The organism is Acidobacteriota bacterium (assembly GCA_039028635.1).
Taxonomy (GTDB): domain Bacteria; phylum Acidobacteriota; class Thermoanaerobaculia; order Multivoradales; family JBCCEF01; genus JBCCEF01.
In genome coordinates this window covers 107,782-124,924 of sequence record JBCCHV010000003.1, presented here as the reverse complement: position 1 = coordinate 124,924, position 17,143 = coordinate 107,782, and the positions used below count along the sequence as shown (strand labels likewise).

General features: G+C 66.6%; 14 protein-coding genes. 11 read left to right on the top strand and 3 right to left on the bottom strand.

The window, feature by feature from the left end; translation table 11 throughout:
* Nucleotides 1-168 precede the first annotated feature (168 nt).
* The gene (locus AAF604_02455) at nt 169-1,782 is read left to right on the top strand and encodes a carboxyl transferase domain-containing protein (GenBank protein MEM7048486.1); all 1,614 of its coding nucleotides are present in this window, start codon (nt 169-171) and stop codon (nt 1,780-1,782) included.
* Between the two features lie 79 nt (nt 1,783-1,861).
* On the opposite strand, the gene AAF604_02450 is transcribed toward AAF604_02455, so the two are convergent.
* Both AAF604_02450 and AAF604_02445 read right to left on the bottom strand, forming a co-directional pair.
* Nucleotides 1,862-2,203, bottom strand: a complete 342-nt coding sequence (locus tag AAF604_02450; protein ID MEM7048485.1) for a hypothetical protein — start codon at nt 2,201-2,203, stop codon at nt 1,862-1,864.
* 55 nt (nt 2,204-2,258) lie between these two features.
* Nucleotides 2,259-2,633 (bottom strand): NFACT RNA binding domain-containing protein, encoded by a 375-nt coding sequence (locus tag AAF604_02445; GenBank protein MEM7048484.1) that lies wholly within the window; start codon nt 2,631-2,633, stop codon nt 2,259-2,261.
* A 220-nt stretch (nt 2,634-2,853) separates the two neighbouring features.
* Here AAF604_02445 and AAF604_02440 point away from each other — a divergent pair, with 220 nt between their 5' ends.
* From AAF604_02440 to AAF604_02410, 7 genes are all read left to right on the top strand, one after another.
* A complete protein-coding gene (locus tag AAF604_02440; protein MEM7048483.1) occupies nt 2,854-4,674 on the top strand; it encodes a long-chain fatty acid--CoA ligase in 1,821 nt (606 codons plus the stop codon).
* 102 nt (nt 4,675-4,776) lie between these two features.
* Nucleotides 4,777-6,144 carry an acyclic terpene utilization AtuA family protein gene (locus tag AAF604_02435; GenBank protein ID MEM7048482.1) on the top strand — a complete coding sequence of 456 codons (1,368 nt, stop codon included), beginning with the start codon at nt 4,777-4,779 and terminating at the stop codon, nt 6,142-6,144.
* A complete protein-coding gene (locus tag AAF604_02430; protein MEM7048481.1) occupies nt 6,141-6,533 on the top strand; it encodes a hypothetical protein in 393 nt (130 codons plus the stop codon). Before AAF604_02435 ends, AAF604_02430 begins: the two co-directional genes overlap by 4 nt.
* Nucleotides 6,530-6,871 (top strand): hypothetical protein, encoded by a 342-nt coding sequence (locus tag AAF604_02425; GenBank protein MEM7048480.1) that lies wholly within the window; start codon nt 6,530-6,532, stop codon nt 6,869-6,871. Before AAF604_02430 ends, AAF604_02425 begins: the two co-directional genes overlap by 4 nt.
* The gene (locus AAF604_02420; protein ID MEM7048479.1) at nt 6,868-7,677 is read left to right on the top strand and encodes an enoyl-CoA hydratase-related protein; all 810 of its coding nucleotides are present in this window, start codon (nt 6,868-6,870) and stop codon (nt 7,675-7,677) included. The genes AAF604_02425 and AAF604_02420 overlap by 4 nt, the downstream gene beginning before the upstream one ends.
* Before the next feature lie 38 nt (nt 7,678-7,715).
* Nucleotides 7,716-10,043: a YfhO family protein gene (locus AAF604_02415; protein MEM7048478.1), complete on the top strand. Its 2,328-nt coding sequence runs from the start codon at nt 7,716-7,718 to the stop codon at nt 10,041-10,043.
* Nucleotides 10,040-10,720, top strand: coding sequence for an HAD family hydrolase (locus AAF604_02410; GenBank protein ID MEM7048477.1), 681 nt, complete (start codon nt 10,040-10,042; stop codon nt 10,718-10,720). Before AAF604_02415 ends, AAF604_02410 begins: the two co-directional genes overlap by 4 nt.
* An 80-nt stretch (nt 10,721-10,800) precedes the next feature.
* Here AAF604_02410 and AAF604_02405 read toward each other — a convergent pair whose 3' ends face one another.
* On the bottom strand, nt 10,801-11,997 hold the full coding sequence (locus tag AAF604_02405) for a low temperature requirement protein A (GenBank protein ID MEM7048476.1): 1,197 nt from the start codon (nt 11,995-11,997) through the stop codon (nt 10,801-10,803).
* A gap of 217 nt (nt 11,998-12,214) precedes the next feature.
* On the opposite strand from AAF604_02405, the gene AAF604_02400 reads away from it, so the two are divergent.
* From AAF604_02400 to AAF604_02390, 3 genes are all read left to right on the top strand, one after another.
* A complete protein-coding gene (locus tag AAF604_02400; GenBank protein MEM7048475.1) occupies nt 12,215-13,702 on the top strand; it encodes a deoxyribodipyrimidine photolyase in 1,488 nt (495 codons plus the stop codon).
* Nucleotides 13,703-13,851: 149 nt separating this feature from the next.
* Nucleotides 13,852-15,912, top strand: a complete 2,061-nt coding sequence (locus tag AAF604_02395) for a serine/threonine-protein kinase (GenBank protein MEM7048474.1) — start codon at nt 13,852-13,854, stop codon at nt 15,910-15,912.
* A 47-nt stretch (nt 15,913-15,959) separates the two neighbouring features.
* Nucleotides 15,960-17,141 carry a LysM peptidoglycan-binding domain-containing protein gene (locus AAF604_02390; GenBank protein MEM7048473.1) on the top strand — a complete coding sequence of 394 codons (1,182 nt, stop codon included), beginning with the start codon at nt 15,960-15,962 and terminating at the stop codon, nt 17,139-17,141.
* Nucleotides 17,142-17,143 lie beyond the last annotated feature (2 nt).

The following is a 17,143-nucleotide window of genomic DNA, read 5'->3' as shown; positions in this document are numbered from 1 at the left end:
ACTCCCCGGTTGGGTTCTCGCCTTGATAAGTTGCGGCGAGAACAACCGTGGGCGACGAAGGCCGCGGCCGGATTCCCGGCCGGCGGTGCCGAGCGAGCGAGAGACAAGGGGAGTGAATTGGCGATTCTCGACAGTACTTTGCAGCGGGACGAGCGCTTCACGGAGCGACTGGATCACTGGCGCCGGGAGGCGGAGCGGCTGCAGGGCGAGGAGGAGAGTCTGCGTCTCGGCGGTGGCGCCAAGGCGCAGGACAAGCAGCGCGCACGGGGCAAGCTGACCGCCCGCGAGCGCATCGTCGCCCTGTGCGACGACGGCACGGAGTTTCTCGAGCTCGGCCTGTGGGTGGCTCACGGTTTTTATGAGGAGTATGGCGGCGCCCCCGCCGCCGGGGTCGTGATCGGGCTCGGCACGGTGCACGGGCGCGACGTCGTGGTGGTGGCCAACGACGCCACCGTCAAGGCCGGCGCCTGGTTTCCGCTGACTTGCAAGAAGGTGCTGAGGGCCCAGGAGATCGCCCTCGAGAATCGCCTCCCGATCGTCTACTTGGTTGATTCGGCGGGAGTCTTTCTGCCGCTCCAGGACGAGATCTTCCCGGACAAGGAGCACTTCGGTCGGGCCTTCTTCAACAATGCCCGGCTGTCGGCCGAGGGGGTCTTTCAGGTCGCCGCCATCATGGGCTCGTGCGTTGCCGGCGGCGCCTACTTGCCGATCATGAGCGACGAATCCCACATCGTCGAGGGCACCGGTTCGATCTTCCTCGCCGGATCCCACCTGGTGAAGGCGGCGATCGGGGAGGAGATCGACAACCAGTCCCTCGGCGGGGCCGAGGTGCAGGTCGACGTCTCCGGCGTCGTCGACCACCGCCACGGCAGCGATGGCGAGTGCCTGGCGGCGATTCGCCGGCAGATCGAGCAGCTCGCCCCATCCGGCGCTTCGCCCTTTGCTCGTCGGCCGGTCCTCGAGCCGCTGCAGGCGAGCGAAGAGATCGCGGCCGTTCTGCCGGTCGATCGCTCCCGTCCCTACGACATGCGGGAGCTGCTCGCCCGGCTCCTCGACGGGTCCGAGCTCGACGAGTTCAAGGCCACCTACGGCAAGACCCTGATCTGCGGCGTCGGTTGGATCGAAGGGCAAGTCGTGGGCATCGTCGCCAACCAGCGCTCCATCGTCGACCGTCGGACCGGTCTCGAAGCCGGCGACAAGGAGCTTCAGATCGGTGGCGTGGTCTACTCCGAATCCGCCGACAAGGGCGCCCGCTTCGTCCAACTGTGCAACCAGAAGAAGATTCCGCTGCTCTTTCTGCAGGACGTCACCGGATTCATGGTGGGCAGTCGCGCCGAGCGCGGCGGCATCATCAAAGACGGCGCCAAGATGGTGAATGCGGTGGCCAACTCGACGGTCCCCAAGATCACCCTGTTCGTGGGCAACTCCTACGGTGCCGGCAACTACGCCATGTGCGGCAAGGCCTATGGCGCTCGTTTCCTCTATGCCTGGCCTTCGGCCTCGATCGCCGTGATGGGAGGGGCGCAGGCCTCCAACACCCTGCTCTCGATTCAGCTCAAGAATCGTGGCGCCGATGTCTCCGAGGAAGAGAAGCAGGCTCTCTTGGCGCGCATCCAGAAGCGCTACGACGAAGCCCTCGATCCGCGCTATGCGGCGGCCCGCCTCTGGGTCGACGCGATCATCGACCCCGCCGCCACCCGCCGGGTGCTCGGCCGTACCCTGGCGGCGGTGGCCGAAAACCCGGACCTCGCCGAGTTCAAGACCGGCGTGTTGCAGACCTGAAGGCTGTGCACGCAGCCACTTTCAGCTCTGAGGCCTAGTCACAGCGTGCCCGAGGGGCGCCTCGAGCCGCCCTGAATCTCTAGAAATCGATTTCCGAGAGCTCTTGCTCGAAGAGCTGCGACATCTCGGGGTGATCTTCGAGATAGGCGGCGGCGAGGTCGCGGTGGTCTTGGCGCAGGGACAGGTGGAGGAGGGCGGCGAGATAGGGGTCGTCGACCTGTTGCGGCGCCATGCGTTCGAGGACGGCGGTCAGGAAGCCGCGCGAGGCGGTGGTCGCCTGATCCCCCTCGAGCACTTCGCCAAAGGGTGCCGCCGCTTGTGCCAGGAGCTCGCCGCGGCGTTGCCAGGAGACTCCGCCGAGGCGTTTGGCCCAGGTGTCCACCATCTGCTGCATCTCGGGAGCCAGTCGTTCATAGAGCATGTCGGGGTCTCATCGGTTCAGAGGGCGCTGACGGCGGAGCTGGGCCGCGCCAGCCTCAAGACTCGGGGTAAACGCGCAGGCTGTTCCAGCGCCGCAGCGCCACTTTGCCGGCGGCGAAGCCGCGCGGTTTGTGGACATCGGCGACGCGGCAGAGGTGGACTTCCACCTTGCCCCGGGCGTTGCGGGCCTTCGAATGGTACGCCGCCAGGGCCGCGGCGCGGCGTTCCACCGGCCGCGGCAGCTCCGGCAGGTCGTCCGGATTCTTCACCACCACGTGGCTGCCGGGGGTGCCGCCGGCGATGTGAAGCCAGAAGTCTTTGGGCTCCGCGATGGCGAAGGTGAGGTGGTCGTTGTCGCGCGCCCCCTTGCCCACCAGGATGGTGAACCCTTCGTGTTCCTCGGTGCGGTAGCCCTTGCCCTTGCTCGCCACGGCGGGGATGGTAGCAGCGTTGATCGGCGGCGCCAGCCGAGAGTCCCGGGAGGCTAATCGGAGGGTTCTTCGCCGGCGTGGGCGCGGACTTCGCCCTTCGCCGGCCAGTCGCGACCTCGAAGAGCCGTCAACAGGGCCTCTCGCCGCCGTCGGAGACTTGCATAAGTGGCTGTCTCAGAAGACAATCGGACGATCTGATCGTTGAACCGAGGAGGCCCGTATGAGTGACCGTTCCTTCACGTCCGTCGTCGAGATGTTCCATCACCGGATCACCGCGTCCCCCGATGCCGATGCCATGTTCGGGCGCCGCAATGGTGAGTGGTACTCGATGCAATGGCGGGAGGTCGGCGAACAGGCCCGCCAGGCGGCTTGCGGCCTGCGCAGCCTCGGGCTCGAAAAGAGCGAGCGTTGCGCCATTCTGTGCATGACCCGGCCGGAGTGGGTGATCGTGGATATGGCGATTCTGGCCGCCGGCGGCGCCACCACCACCATCTATCCCTCGAACACGCCGGAAGAGTGCGCCTACATCCTCTCCGACTCGGACACGGTGGTGTGCTTCGCCGAGAACCCTGAGCAGGCCGCCAAGCTGGCGGAGGTGCGGGATCAGGTTCCGACGGTCAAGCACGTGGTGGTGATCGAGGGCGAGGCGAGTGGCGATGACGGTTGGATGCTGACCTTCGACGAGCTGACGTCGCGCGGTGCCGCCTGGGATGCCGACAATCCTGGCCAGTACGAGGCGGTGGCGGACAGTGTCGGAGCCTCCGACCTGGCGACCTTGATTTACACCTCGGGCACCACCGGCAAGCCCAAGGGAGTCATGCTGACCCACGACAACTGGGTATACGAAGCGGGGGCGATCGAAGAGATTGGAGTGCTGTCACCAACGGACAAGCACTACCTCTTCCTGCCGCTGGCCCACTCCTTCGCCAAGGTTTTGGAGGTGGCTTCGATCCGCATCGGTGTGCCGACGGCCATCGACGGCTCCATCGACGACCTGGTGGACAACCTGGGGGTGGCCCGGCCGACGGTGATGGCGGCGGTGCCGCGGGTCTTCGAGAAGGTCTACAACAAGGTGGTTTCCGGCGCCCGCGATGCCGGCGGCCTGAAGTACAAGATCTTCCTCTGGTCCCTCGAGGTCGGCAAGGAGGTGTCGCGCCTGCGCCAGGCCGGCAAGGAGGCCGGCGGGCTGCTCGGTCTCAAGCACAAGATCGCCGACAAGCTGGTGTTCTCGAAGCTCAAGGACCGCTTCGGCGGGCGGATTCGCTTCTTCGTCTCCGGCGGTGCGCCGCTGGCCCGGGAGATTGCCGAGTTCTTCCACGCTGCCGACATCCTGGTGCTCGAGGGCTACGGCCTCACCGAATCTTCGGCGGCGAGCTTCGTCAACCGGCCGAAGGAGTACAAGTTCGGCACCGTCGGCCTGCCGATGCCGGGCACGGTGGTCGAGATCGCCGAAGACGGCGAGATCCTGATCAAGGGCCGCGGCGTGATGAAGGGCTACTACAACCGCCCCGACGACACCGCCGAGGCCCTCGACGCCGAAGGGCGCCTCTATACCGGCGACGTCGGCTTCGTCGACGAGCAGGGCTACCTCAAGATCACCGACCGCAAGAAGGACATCATCGTCACCGCCGGCGGCAAGAACATCGCGCCTCAGAACGTCGAGAATCAGCTCAAGGCGAGCTGTCCATACATCTCCCAGGTGGTGATGCTGGGGGACAAACGGCCGTTCTGCATCGCTCTGATCACGGTCAACGAGGAGACCGTCGGCAAGTGGGCCGGCGACAACGGCCTGTCCTACACGGACTACGCCGATCTGTCCGGCAAGGCGGAGGTCCACCAGCTCATCTGGGAGGCGGTGGAAGCGGTCAACGCCGATCTCGCTTCCTATGAGACGATCAAGAAGATCCACCTGCTGTCGGCCGATTTCTCCCAGGAGACGGGCGAGCTGACGCCGAAGATGAGCATCAAACGCAAGGTGGTCGAGACCCGCAATCAAGACATTCTCGAGAGCATGTATGCGGGCACCGTGAAGCAGGTCTGACGCCGTTTCACGACACCATCGACGCATCCGAAGATCCGATGCGGCTTTCGCGGGGTTCCCCGGTCGGGGGGCCGTGACCGCGCCCAGCGAGGAGACCAGGCGATGAAGACCGTCCGAGTCGGCAACGGCCAGGGCTTTTGGGGCGACAACATCGACGCCCCTTCGCTACTGCTACGCGGTGGCGAGATCGACTATCTCGGCATGGATTACCTGGCCGAGGTGACTCTGTCGATCATGATGCGACAGAAGCTCAAGAATCCGGAGCTCGGCTATGCCCCGGATTTCATCGACTTCATTCGCGACGTGCTGCCGGAGCTCAAGGAGCGCAACGTTCGGGTGCTGTCGAACGCCGGTGGCCTCAATCCCCACGCCTGCCGCCAGAAGATCTTCGAGGTCGCTCGGGAGCTTGGCGTTTCCGGGGTGCGGGTCGGCGTGATCGAGGGCGACAACATCCTGCCGCGCCTCGGCGAGCTGGTGGCGGCGGGGCATCCCTTGGAGAACATGGACACCGGTGAGCCCATCGCTCCGGTGGCCGACCGCTTCACCAGCGCCAATGCCTATCTCGGCGCCCGACCGGTCTGCCATGCCCTCGAAGAGGGTGCCCTGATCGTGCTCTGTGGCCGGGTGACGGACACCGCCCTCGCGCTGGCGCCGCTGGCCCACGAGTTCGGTTGGGCCGAGGACGACTGGGATCGCCTGGCGGCGGGCACCATCGCCGGCCATATTCTCGAGTGCGGTCCGCAATGCACCGGCGGCAACTTCAGCCGTTGGTGGGAAGTTCCGGATCTCTGGAACGTCGGATATCCGATCGTCGAAGCGCGCCAGGACGGCACCTTCGTGGTGACCAAGCATCCCGGAACCGGTGGCATGGTGACGGTCGACACGGTGGCCGAGCAGCTGCTCTACGAGATGGGCAATCCGCAGGAGTACATCACCCCCGACGTGGTCGCCGACTTCACCTCCATCGATCTGCAACAGGCGGGGGAGGACCGGGTCGAGGTGTCGGGCATTCGCGGCCGGCCCAACACGCCCTTCTTGAAGATCTCCGCCTCCCATCTCGATGGCTTCAAGAGCTCCGGCCAGATCACCCTTTGCGGACCGCGGGCGGTGGACAAGGCGGAGCTGGCGGCGGAGCTGGTGTGGAAGCGCCTGGAGCGCGCCGGGGTGACCTTTCCGGAGAGCTGCCGATCCCAGGAGCTCCTCGGCGTCGGGGCCTGCCTGCCGGGGGTGATGACGCCTCCGGCGGAGCCGCCGGAGGTGGTCCTGCGCCTCGGCGTGCGCGACACCGATTACGACAAGGTGCTGCGCTTCGGCAAGGAGATCGCCCCGCTGGTCACCGCCGGTCCACCGGGGGTCACCGGCTTCGCCGGCGGCCGGCCGAAGCCGCAGAAGGTGGTGGCCTACTGGCCCGCCCTGCTGGCCCGCGAAGAGGTCGAAGACCACATCGAAGTGAGCGTGGAGGAGGCGTGATCCGGGAGTGGTACCTGCCGCTCCTCGGCGGTCTCCTGCCGGTGATGCTGCTCGGCTTCCTGGCCAGTGCCCTGGCCAATCGCCTGGCCTTCGCCGGCTGGGCGCTGGCCTTCGGCCTGGCCTACACCCTGTGGTTGCGGATCGGCCTCGAGCGCGCCTGGCCGCGCCGCCGCCGGGTCGCCGGCGCCCTCACCCTGCTCGCCCTGGCGGCGCTGGTTCTCGGTCTGCTGGTGTGGCGCCACGGCGAAATCTACGACCTCGGTTTCCGGGCGGCCCTGCCGTCCCTCTATCACCCCCTTTGGACCCGTCCGGCGAGTGCCTGGGTGGTGGCTCTGGTGCTCACCCTGGCCGCCTCCTGGCGGTACTTCTTGGCAGCGGAGGAGAGATGACCAGAGTTCCCCTTTCACGGGTCGCCCACGCCCGCTCCGGTGACAAAGGCGATGCCAGCAACATCGGCCTGATCGCCAACTCGCGAGAGATCTACGAGGCGCTGACGGAGCAGGTCACCGAGGAGCGGGTGAAGGAGCACTTTCGGCAGGTCTGCCGTGGTCCCGTCGAGCGCTTCGCCGTGCCCAACCTGCACGCCTTCAACTTCATCCTGCACGACTCCCTCGGCGGGGGCGGCACCGAGAGCTTGATCAATGACGCCCAGGGCAAGACCCATGCTCAGGGCCTGCTGCAGATGGAGGTCGAGATCGCCGACCATCTGCTCGAGGCGATGCCGTGAGTGCCGAGGAGTCGGATTTCGCAGGCTTCGAGAGGCTGGCCATCGAGCGGCGGGACGATCTGCTGTGGGTCAGCCTCGACAACCCGGAGCGGGCCAACGCCCTGTCACCGGCGCTCCTCGACGAGCTCACCGACCTCTATCGCCGGCCGCTCCTCGACGACGGCATTCGGGCGCTCATCCTGAAGGCCAATGGGCGCCACTTCTCGGCCGGCGCCGATCTCGCCCACCTGCGCTCGCTGCGCGATGCCGGACCGGAGGAGAACGCCGTCGACTCGCGTCGGCTGATGGATCTCTTCGAGGCCGTGCTGCGCCAGGAAACGCTGACCCTGGCCCTGGTGCACGGCTCCTGCGTCGCCGGCGGCTGCGGATTGGCGACGGCCCACGATTTCGTGGTGTCGTCGCAGGATGCCCGCTACCTCTACAGCGAGGTGCGCATCGGCTTCGTCGCCGCCCTGGTGGCGACCTATCTGTCGCTGCGCCTGCGGGGCTCGGACATTCGCGAGCTGTTGCTCTATCCGCAGTTCCTGTCGGCCGAGCGCGCCCTCGAGATCGGCCTGGTCAACCGCGTCGTGCCGCGGGAAGAGCTCGAGCAGGCCGGTGAAGAGCTGGCCGCCGGCATCCTCGCCAACGGCAGCTCGCGGTCGATCGCCAGCACCAAGCGCCTGCTGCTCGATCTTCCGGGGCGCAGCCTGGCGGATGGTCTGCGCCATGCCGCCGAGGTCAACGCGTTGGCTCGCGAAACGGATGACTGCAAGCGCGGTATCGCCCACGTCTTGGATCACAAGAGGCCTCCCACCTGGAGGTGAGGCCGTTGACCCGCCGAGGTTGGGCGTAGAGAAAGACCATGGGAGCCCTTTGGCTGGCGCTGCTCTATGCCGTCACCGCCGTCGCGATCAGCGCTCTCGGGCGGCGTTGGCTGCGCGGTCGGCCGTCCCGCTGGGTGCCGATCGTCTTGGCGCTGGTGCCGCTGTTGTTCACCGGGGCGGGCTTTCTGCCCGGCAAGACCTTGGCCCCGACGGCCTCCCTCGCCGGCGTCGCGCCGTGGGCCGATGGCGAGCTGGTGGAACGGTCCCGGGCGGCCTCGATGGCGGCCAATCCGCTGCTCCTCGATCCCCTCTCCCAGATGATCCCTTGGTCGCGGGCGGCGCGGCGGGACCTGCTGTTCAATCCTCATCAGGGGGCCGGCTCGGCTCTGCTCGGCAACGGCCAGTCGGCGGTGCTGTTCCCGACCGAGCTGGCCGCCCGCTTGCTCCCGCCATTCCGCGCCGTCACCTATCGCCAGGCGGCTCGGTTACTGATCGCTCTGTGGGGGATGTTCCTGGTGGCGCGACGCCTCGGCGTCGGCGATCGGGCGGCGCTGGTGGCGGCGGCGCTCTATGGCGGCAGCGGCTTCCTGCAGCTCTGGCGGTTGCACCCCCACTCGCTGGTGGCGGCGGTCCTGCCCTGGATCCTCGCCGCCGCCCTCGATCTCAGCCGATCGCCGAGCTGGCGAGCCGCACGGCGGCTCGCCTGGGCGGGGGCTCTCGGCGTCTTCGCCGGTCATCCCGAGACTCTCCTTCACGGTTTGCTGCTGACGGCGCCGCTGGCGCTGTTCTGCGGGCGCTGGCGTCAGCGACGGCGGATCGTCGGCTGGGGTCTGGTGGCGGCTTTGCTGGCGCTGCTGCTGGCGGCACCGGTGCTGTTGCCGATGGTCGAGACCCTGTCGGCCTCGGCGGAATGGCAGCAGGGTCGTACCTCGCGGCTGGTGCAGACCGGAGGCTCCTGGTCCGACTCGGTCGATCGCCTGCTGCCGGCCCTCAGTCTCGGAGCCCACGGCGATCCGCGGCGCGGCGATTGGCAGGGGCCGGAGAACCTGATCGAGATCGGCGGTGCCTCGGTCGGAGCGTCGGCGGTCCTGCTGGGGCTCCTCGCGGTCACCCTGCGCCGACGGCGCAAGGTCGTCCTGGCCCTCGCCGCGGTCGGGCTCTTCGGCTTGCTCGCCGGGGCGCTGGTGCCGCCGGTGGTGGCTCCCCTGAGCGCTATACCCCTGGTTGCAGACTCGCTCCTCAAGCGCTTCGCTTTGGGCTGGTGTCTGGCGGTCCCCTTGTTGGCGGCGATGACCCTGCACCACCACGGCCGCGTGAGACGACGCTGGATTCTGGCTCTGTCGGCGGTGTTGGCGCTGGCGGTGGCCACCGTCATGGCCGGTCATTCACCGGCCGAGCAGATGTTCTTCTTCACTCCGATCCTGGTGACCGCCGTCGCCCTCGGCTTGGCGAAGCGGAAGGAGGCCTGGGCCCTGCCGGCGGTGATCGTGGCCTTGTTGCTGCCGCGGGTGGCGCTGTTCGCGACCTGGGTTCCGGTGGTTTCGGCGGACGCCTTCTATCCCGAGACCCTCGGCGTTCGGGAGGTGGCGGCGCGCCTCGCGGCGAGCGAGCCGGTGGGCTATCGGGTGGCCGGTCTCGATGCCGCCTTGGTGCCGCAGACGGCGGCCTTCTTTGGCTTCGAAGAAGCTCGCAGCTACGATCCGATGGAGTTCGCACCCTACCGCGAGTTCAGCGCTGCTCTGGGGGAGGTCGGCCGTACCGGCTGGGTACGAATCCTCGATCCCGACCGCCCGGCCTTGGACTTTCTCGGGGTGCGCTACGTGTTCGACGATCCCAGCATGGTGCAGCGGCCGGGGGTCGAGGTGATCTACCAGGGACGGGATGCCGTGATCTATGAAAATCCAGGAGCCTTGCCGCGGCTCTTCGTGCCGCAATTCGTCGAGCTGGCGGAGACCGGCGACGCCGTGAGGCGGGCTGTGCAACTGGACGATTTCGCCCGCACCGCGATCGTCTCCGGCAGGCCTGGCGGCAGTCCTGGCGGCGGTCCTGGCGGTGGTCGGCGCAATGGCCCCGGCAGGGTCGAGGACCTGCGGGTGGCTGGCGCGACGATCGATGCCCTGGTGGTCGCCGAAGGGCCTCTCCTGGTCGCTTCCAGTCAGCCCGCGATTCCCGGCTGGCGGCTGTGGCTCGACGGCGTCGAGACGCCGCTACGGCGGGTCAACGGTGCGTTTCTCGGTCTCGAGGTGCCCGCCGGTCGCCATCGGGTCGAGCTGCGCTATCGTCCCTGGACCTGGGACCTCGGTCGCGGCGCCTTCGCGATCGGCCTCGGCTTGCTGACCCTGGGATGGGCGATGAGGTGGCGATGAGCTCGGGATACCTCTTGTTGTTCGACATCGACGGCACGCTGATGCGCTGTGGTCCGGTGATCCGGAAGCTCTTCGGAAGGGCTCTCGACGAGGCTGGGATCCCGCGCGACGGTCTGTCCAGCTACGACTTCGCGGGCAAGATCGATCCGCTCATCGTGCGCGACCTCTGTGTCCTCGCGGGGTGGAGCGACGAAGAGGGCTGGCGGGCCGTGCCGAGGGTGCGCGATGCCTGGTTGCGGCTGCTCGACGAGTGCCTCGGAGGTGACGATATTCATCACTTTCCGGCCGTTGGCGAGACCCTCGATCGTCTCGCCGCTCGCTCCGACGTCGAGCTCGGCCTGTTGACCGGCAACTGGCACCGAGGAGCTCGCATCAAGCTGCGCCGCGCCGGCTACGATCACTACTTTTCCTTCGGAGCCTTCGGCGGCGACGGCCGCCAACGGCGTGATCTGCCGCCAGTGGCCCTGCGCCGAGCCTCACGCTCCTATCCGCCCGAGCGGGTCTGGATCATTGGCGATACGCTGCACGACGTCGACTGTGCGCGGGCCCATGGGCTGCGCTGCCTGGCGGTCGAAACCGGTGGCCGCTCGGCGAGTGAGCTGCGCTCAGCAGGCGCCCATCGGGTGGTCGCCGATCTGTCGGTCCTCGAGGACCGTTGGCCCTACGTGGACGATTGAGGGCCTGGTCTCCGAACCCTTGGAGAACCGAACCGGCTGCTATTTCTGCGCGCGCCTTTCCACGGCGCACTCTCATCCCGCTACCCTTCGGCGCCCGATCGCTCGGCGAGGTGGGCGCGGTGTCGACGGGCGAGCCGAAGGGCGTTGAGGCCGACGAAGGTGAGCCCGATGAGCAGCACACTCCGGGTCGTCATCGCGACGACGACCACCAACACGGCGAGGCCGAGAAGCTCGACCTTTGGTAGCCCTGGTTTCTCGATCAGGAAGTCATGGCACAGCCAGACGGCCACCAGGTAAGCGGCGATGGCCCACGCCAACCCCACGACCGCCTGGTCCGAGGAAATCGTCGCATGGTCCGTCAGGGTGTCCACGTTGACGCTGATCAGTGCTCCGACGGCCGTCGCCGCCGCGAACACGAAGTAGTGCCCGTAGCCCCACACGAAGGCCTTTCGCTCATCGGCCAGCTCGTCGGCGACTCGATCGTCGAAATAGAGCCACCACATGGAGAAGAGGATCAGCAGCGTGCCCGCGGCGAGCGTCGCCAACTCGGGAGTGTAGTGCTCGGTCATCTTCCGGAAGGCGTACACCGAGGCCAGGATCGATTCGCCGAGAACGATGATCGTCAACAGGCCGAGGCGCTCTTCGATGTGATGGAAGTGGTAGGAGGTGTTGCGACCCCGGTCGACGGATCTTTCCGCCGCCAAGGGAACCAGCATCTCGAGAACCAGCAGACCGCCCATCACATACCAGTTCTGGAAGAACAGAACGGCCAGCGACCAGCCGACCTGGACCAGGAAGACCCCCGCTGCGTAGCGCAGCGCAATGGGGCGGGAGCGGCGGTCGTCCCGTGCCACCTTGAGCCAGAGCAGGACATAAGGGAGGCGCATGACGACGTAACCCACCATCATGACCAGAAACTCTTCCTTCTTGAAAGCCGACTCGACGCCGACGGCGATGATGATGGCTCCGACCATCTGGACGAAGGACGCGAGACGAAACTGGGCGTCATCCGTGTCGTAGCCCGAGGCGAACCATGTGTAGGTATTCCAGGGCCACCAGATACACCAGAAGATCCAGAGGTACATCAGAATGGCGTAACCGACGTGCTCCCCATCGGAGATCTTGTGATGGAACTGAGCCGCGAGACTGGCGATCGCCACGACGTAGACCAGGTCATAGAACAGCTCCAAGGGCGTCGCGGCACGGTGGTCCTCCTCGACGCCGCGAACGACGATCGGATTGATCAAGACGGACTTGCTACTCTCGTTAAGCGCCATGGAGTCCTCGAAGTCGGGGATCTGATTCACCGGGTCGGGATTGGTCGCACGAAGCAGGAGCGCTCGAACGAATCCACAACCTCGATCGCTGGTCGGAAGTCGGCCTGAAGTCTACAAGTTGTCGAGATTTGGTGGTCGAGTAGGGCCGTTCGGAGCCGAAAACCGGTGCCCGCAGGGGCCGGTTCCAGGGTAAAAGCCGAGTTTGGGAGGAAGTTGGATGGAAGCCTCGAAAGTCCCCACGCTGCGGGTGCGGCAGGTCAACCGAGAAGTAGTGAACGGCGCCGGTGACTACGTTCTCTACTGGATGATCGCCAACCGCCGCACCGACTGGAACTTTGCCCTCGATCGGGCCGTCGAATGGGCCGCGTCCCTCGGCAAGCCCCTGCTGATCCTCGAAGCCCTGCGCTGCGACTATCGCTGGGCTTCGGATCGCTTCCACGGCTTCGTGATCGCCGGGATGGAAGACAACCGCCGGGCGCTCGAGGCCGGGCCGGTGGCCTACTACCCCTATGTCGAGCCGACGGTCGGTGCCGGCCGGGGTCTGCTGGCCGCCCTGGCGGAACGGGCGGCCGTGGTGGTGACCGACGAATTTCCCTGCTTCTTCCTGCCGCGCATGGTGGCGGCGGCCGGCGAGGGTTTGTCGGTACGCCTCGAGGCGGTGGACTCGAACGGTCTGCTACCGCTCACCGCCACCGATCGGCTGTTCTCCCGGGCGGTGGATTTTCGCCGCTTCTTGCAGAAGACCCTGACGCCCCATCTGCTCGAGAGGCCGCGTTCGGATCCCTGGTCGACCTACGAGGCGCCGCCCTGGTCGGGCCCTCTGCCCGCCGCCGTCACCGATCGTTGGCCGGTCGCCGAACCGGCGTCGCTGGACCTGGCGTCCTTGCCCATCGACCACCGGGTGACCGTGGTGGCGTCCGAGCCGGGAGGGCCGCGGGCCGCCGAAGGTGCGCTCGAGAGCTTCATGGCGCGTCGCTTCGCGCGCTATGTCGATGGCCGCCTCGAAGTCCGCGATCGGGCGACCAGCGAGCTCTCGGCCTATCTCCACTTCGGCCACCTGTCGAGCCATCGGGTGTTCGCCGCCCTCTGCGGGCACGAAGACTGGAACGTCGATCGTCTGGCCGAGAAGGCCACCGGGAGCCGCAACGGCTGGTGGGGCATGAGCCCGCCGGCGGAGGCCTACCTCGACCAACTCGTCACCTGGCGCGAGCTGGGCTACAACTCGACCCGACTGCGGCCGGACTACGACACCTACGAGGCTCTTCCGCCCTGGGCCCGCACCACCCTCGAAGAGCATCGCCAGGACCCTCGGCCGACCCTCTACAGCGACGAAGAGCTCGAGAGCTCCCAGACCCACGACTCCCTGTGGAACGCGGCGCAGAACGAGCTGGTCACCACCGGCAGGATCCACAACTATCTGCGCATGCTGTGGGGCAAGAAGATCTTCGAGTGGTCGGAGACGCCGCGGCAAGCGCTCGAGCGCATGGTGGAGCTCAACAACAAGTACGCCCTCGATGGCCGCAACCCCAACTCCTACAGCGGCATCTTCTGGTGTCTCGGCCTGTTCGATCGGGCCTGGGGGCCGGAGCGGCCGATCTTCGGCAAGATTCGCTACATGACCTCCGACAGCACCCGCCGCAAGCTCGACGCCAAGGCCTACGAAGCGCGCTTCGGAAGCCGCGAAGGCTGGCTCGATTTCGCCTAGCTCGGGAGTCCGGTTCCGGGATCATCGGTCGGCGGCTGCCGTTCTTTCGGGGTTCTGGCGTCTCACGGCTCGATGGCTGTAAGATCTGGTCCTTCCTTTCCTTCTTTTGAGCATCGTCGTTGGCTGCAGGACGAAATGCCTGGAGCACCATGCAGCCGACTCGAGAGAAGCCGTCTCCGGAAACAGCGTCGTCTCCCTCGCCGACCACGTCGGGTGGTGTCGGTTTGCTGCCTCGGCTGGTCCTGGCTTTGGCGATCGTCGGCCTGGTACCGATTCTCGCCCTGGCGCTGCAGCTGGTGGGAGTCAACCGGAATGCTCTCACCGAACAGGTTCTCAGATCGCACGCCGTTGCGGCCGACGCGGCTGCCTCCCAGGTCCAGGTCGAGATCTCGGCTCGGCGCACATTCCTGCGAGTTGCCGCGGCCGAGGGCGGCTGGAGTTCCGTGGAAGTCGAGTCGATCCGGAGTCGGCTGTCGATCCTTCTCGAGGAGGCCGAGGATCTCGGTCTCGTCGCCCTTTCACTGGCAGATGCCGGTGGGCGCGAGGTCCTCAGGGCGCAGCGCGAGGTAGCTCCCGCCGAGGTGTCTCGCTTGATCGCGGAGCAGGGCGCTGCGAGCGACACCTTCGTCGCCTTCGAAGGCGCTCGCTGGTTCGTGGCTCGGCGAGCGCTCGCCAGGGACTCTCGGGGTCTTTTCCTGGTTGGAGTCTTTGACACCCTCGAGACGGATCGGTCTCTCCATCCGGACGAGCTCGGCCCCGAAGCCACTGTCTGGCTCGCCGAAGAGGAACGGGTTCTCTGGGGCTCCGGTGCTTCCAGCGAGGAAGTTCCGCCGTCCCTGTTGACGTTGGCTGCCGAGCAACGCCTCTCTGGTGCAGGCCGCTTCGGGCATCGCGGCGTCGAGTACTTGGGTGCCTTTTCGCCGGTCCTCGACTCCCCGTGGTTCGTGGTGTCCCTGCAGAGCTCGGCCGTGGCCGAGCGGGTGAGCCGCGATATGCGTCGGCGATCGGTGCTCGCGATTGGCCTGGCACTGGGTTTGGTGTTGCTGCTCTCCGCTCTCGGCTACCGCTCCGTCGTCGCTCCCCTGCGCCGGCTGATCGCCAGTCAAAGCGAGGTCCTGGGAGAAGCCGCGGACTTTCGTGGCGACGAAATCTCGCGACTCAAAAGCTCCTTCGAAGCGCTGGCGCGGCACGTTTCCCAGGACGAGGCCCTCGACAAAGTGTTCTTGGGGCGGTACCAGGTGTTGGAAGTGATCGGCGAAGGGGCCATGGGAAGCGTCTTCATGGGCTGGGACCCGATCCTCAAGCGGCCGGTCGCGATCAAAACCCTCAAGCTTTCGGGGCAGCTCGAGTCGGACTTGACGCCTTCTGGCGACCTGCTGACCGAGGCGGCGACGATTGCGCGCCTCAATCATCCGAACGTCGTTCAGGTCTACGATGTTCAGGACGCCGCCGAGACCAGCTTCATCGCCATGGAGTTCGTCTCGGGGGACAGTCTGCGGACCCACCTGGGCCGTCAGCGTCAACTTCCCATCCCGATGGCCATCCACGTCTGCCATTCCGTTGCGACGGCGCTGGCGGCCGCTCACCACGAGGGGGTCCTGCACTACGACATCAAGCCAGGCAACGTCCTCATCCGGGAGGACGGTCGCACCAAGATCACCGACTTCGGGATCTCCCACGCGATGACCAATTTGAGCAAGGAGTCTGGCTTCCTCTACGGCACGCCAGGGTACCTGCCGCCGGAAACGATCCTGGGCGAGGGGCGAGATGAGCGCTCCGATCTTTTCGCCCTCGGAGTGATGGCCTATCGCTGTGTCGTCGGTGAGGAGCCCTTCACCGGCGGTTCGCTGCGCGCGGTGCTCCTGCAGACATTGCAGGCCGAGGTGGCAGTGCCGGCCTCGCGCCGGCCTGGAATTCCTCCCGGACTCGACGAGCTGATCATGGATCTGCTTCGGAAAGATCCTGCAGAGCGGCTGTCGTCTGCACGTGAGGCTGCGCGCCGTTTTGGCGAGTTGGCGAGGCAGCATCCCTGGGAGGGGGCCGAGGCAGATCGGCGCGAGCAAGACGAGGCTTCTCCCGCGACCGCCACGGTCGATCTCGGCGGCGCGATCATTTCGGCGCAACTCTTACAAACCGTACGGATTCCTTCGTCCGCTTCCTCGAATCTCCCCACCCATTCGGTCACGGACCCGCGGTCCAAGAACCAATAGCGCTCCTCGCGAGGACTCTCATGAACTCGAAGATGGTTGGTTGTCTGATGTCGATCGTTGTCGTGATCTCGGTCTTGGGGACCCAGATCTCGGCAGGCGAGTATGAAGTTGTGCCGGGCGACACGCTCTGGTCACTGGCCGAGAGGTGCTACGACGATGGTGATCAGTGGCTCGCTCTGGCCCGAGCGAATCCTCAACTCGCCGATCCTGACTTGATTCCCGTCGGGGCGATGCTTCAGCTGCCATCAGACTGTGCACTGGTCCAGGCATCGGCGCCGGCCGATGTTGCCCCGGAACCGACTCCTGCCCCCGAGCCCACCTCCGCCCTGATTGCATGGACTCTCCAGAGGGTCGAGGGACAGCGTCCGCCCAATCCGTGGCAGCAGGCCATCACGGGAGAGAAGCTCGATCGGGGGCATGCCGTTCGAACCTTCGAGAAGTCCGCCGCTGGCCTGGCCTTCTTCGACGACGTCGATCTCACCGTCGGTGCGGATTCCATCGTCTTCTTGCGTGATCGGCAGGTGCGTCCGCGCAGTCGCTACGGCAAGGTCGAGATCGTCGATGGAGCCCTCGACGTCTTGGCCCAGGTCGCGGAAGCGTCCACTGCCGCGGAAGTCGAGCTGCTGGCGAAGGGCGCGGTCGCGAAGGTGGCCCTTGACAGTTCGGATGCTCACTTGAGGAGCAGAGTCGATGAGGCGGGAACGACCCGCTTCATGGCCTTCGAAGGAGCGACGACCGTGCGGGGAGCGGAATCAGAGGTGCGACTCGAGTCCGGCATGGGAACGGTGGTGGCCGAGAACGGTGAGCCCAGCGCGCCGGAGGTACTGCCGACGCCCCCGAATTTGGGGGTCAATGCGGTGCGGTCAGATGACGGACAGGCGGCCGAGCTATCGTGGCAGCCGGTGGTGGGAGCCGAGGGCTATCGGATCGCCGTCTGTGCCGATCGCCGATGTGCGCGACCGGTATCGCGTGGGGTCACGGAAGAGGCGCGTTGGGCTGCGAGCGGTTTGGCGGCGGGTAGTTACTTTTGGCAAGTGAGGGCGATCAGCCCGTCGGGCCTCGATGGCATGCCGTCCAATGTCGCAACCCTCGAGATCGCCGAGCCTTCGGCGGCGCCGCCGGAGCCTGCCTCGGGCTCGTCATTCAGCCCGCTCTGGATCGGTCTTCTCGTCTCGGTTCTGTTGCTGATCTTTTGGATCGTACGAGCTTCCCGCAAGGGTCAGCGCTGATT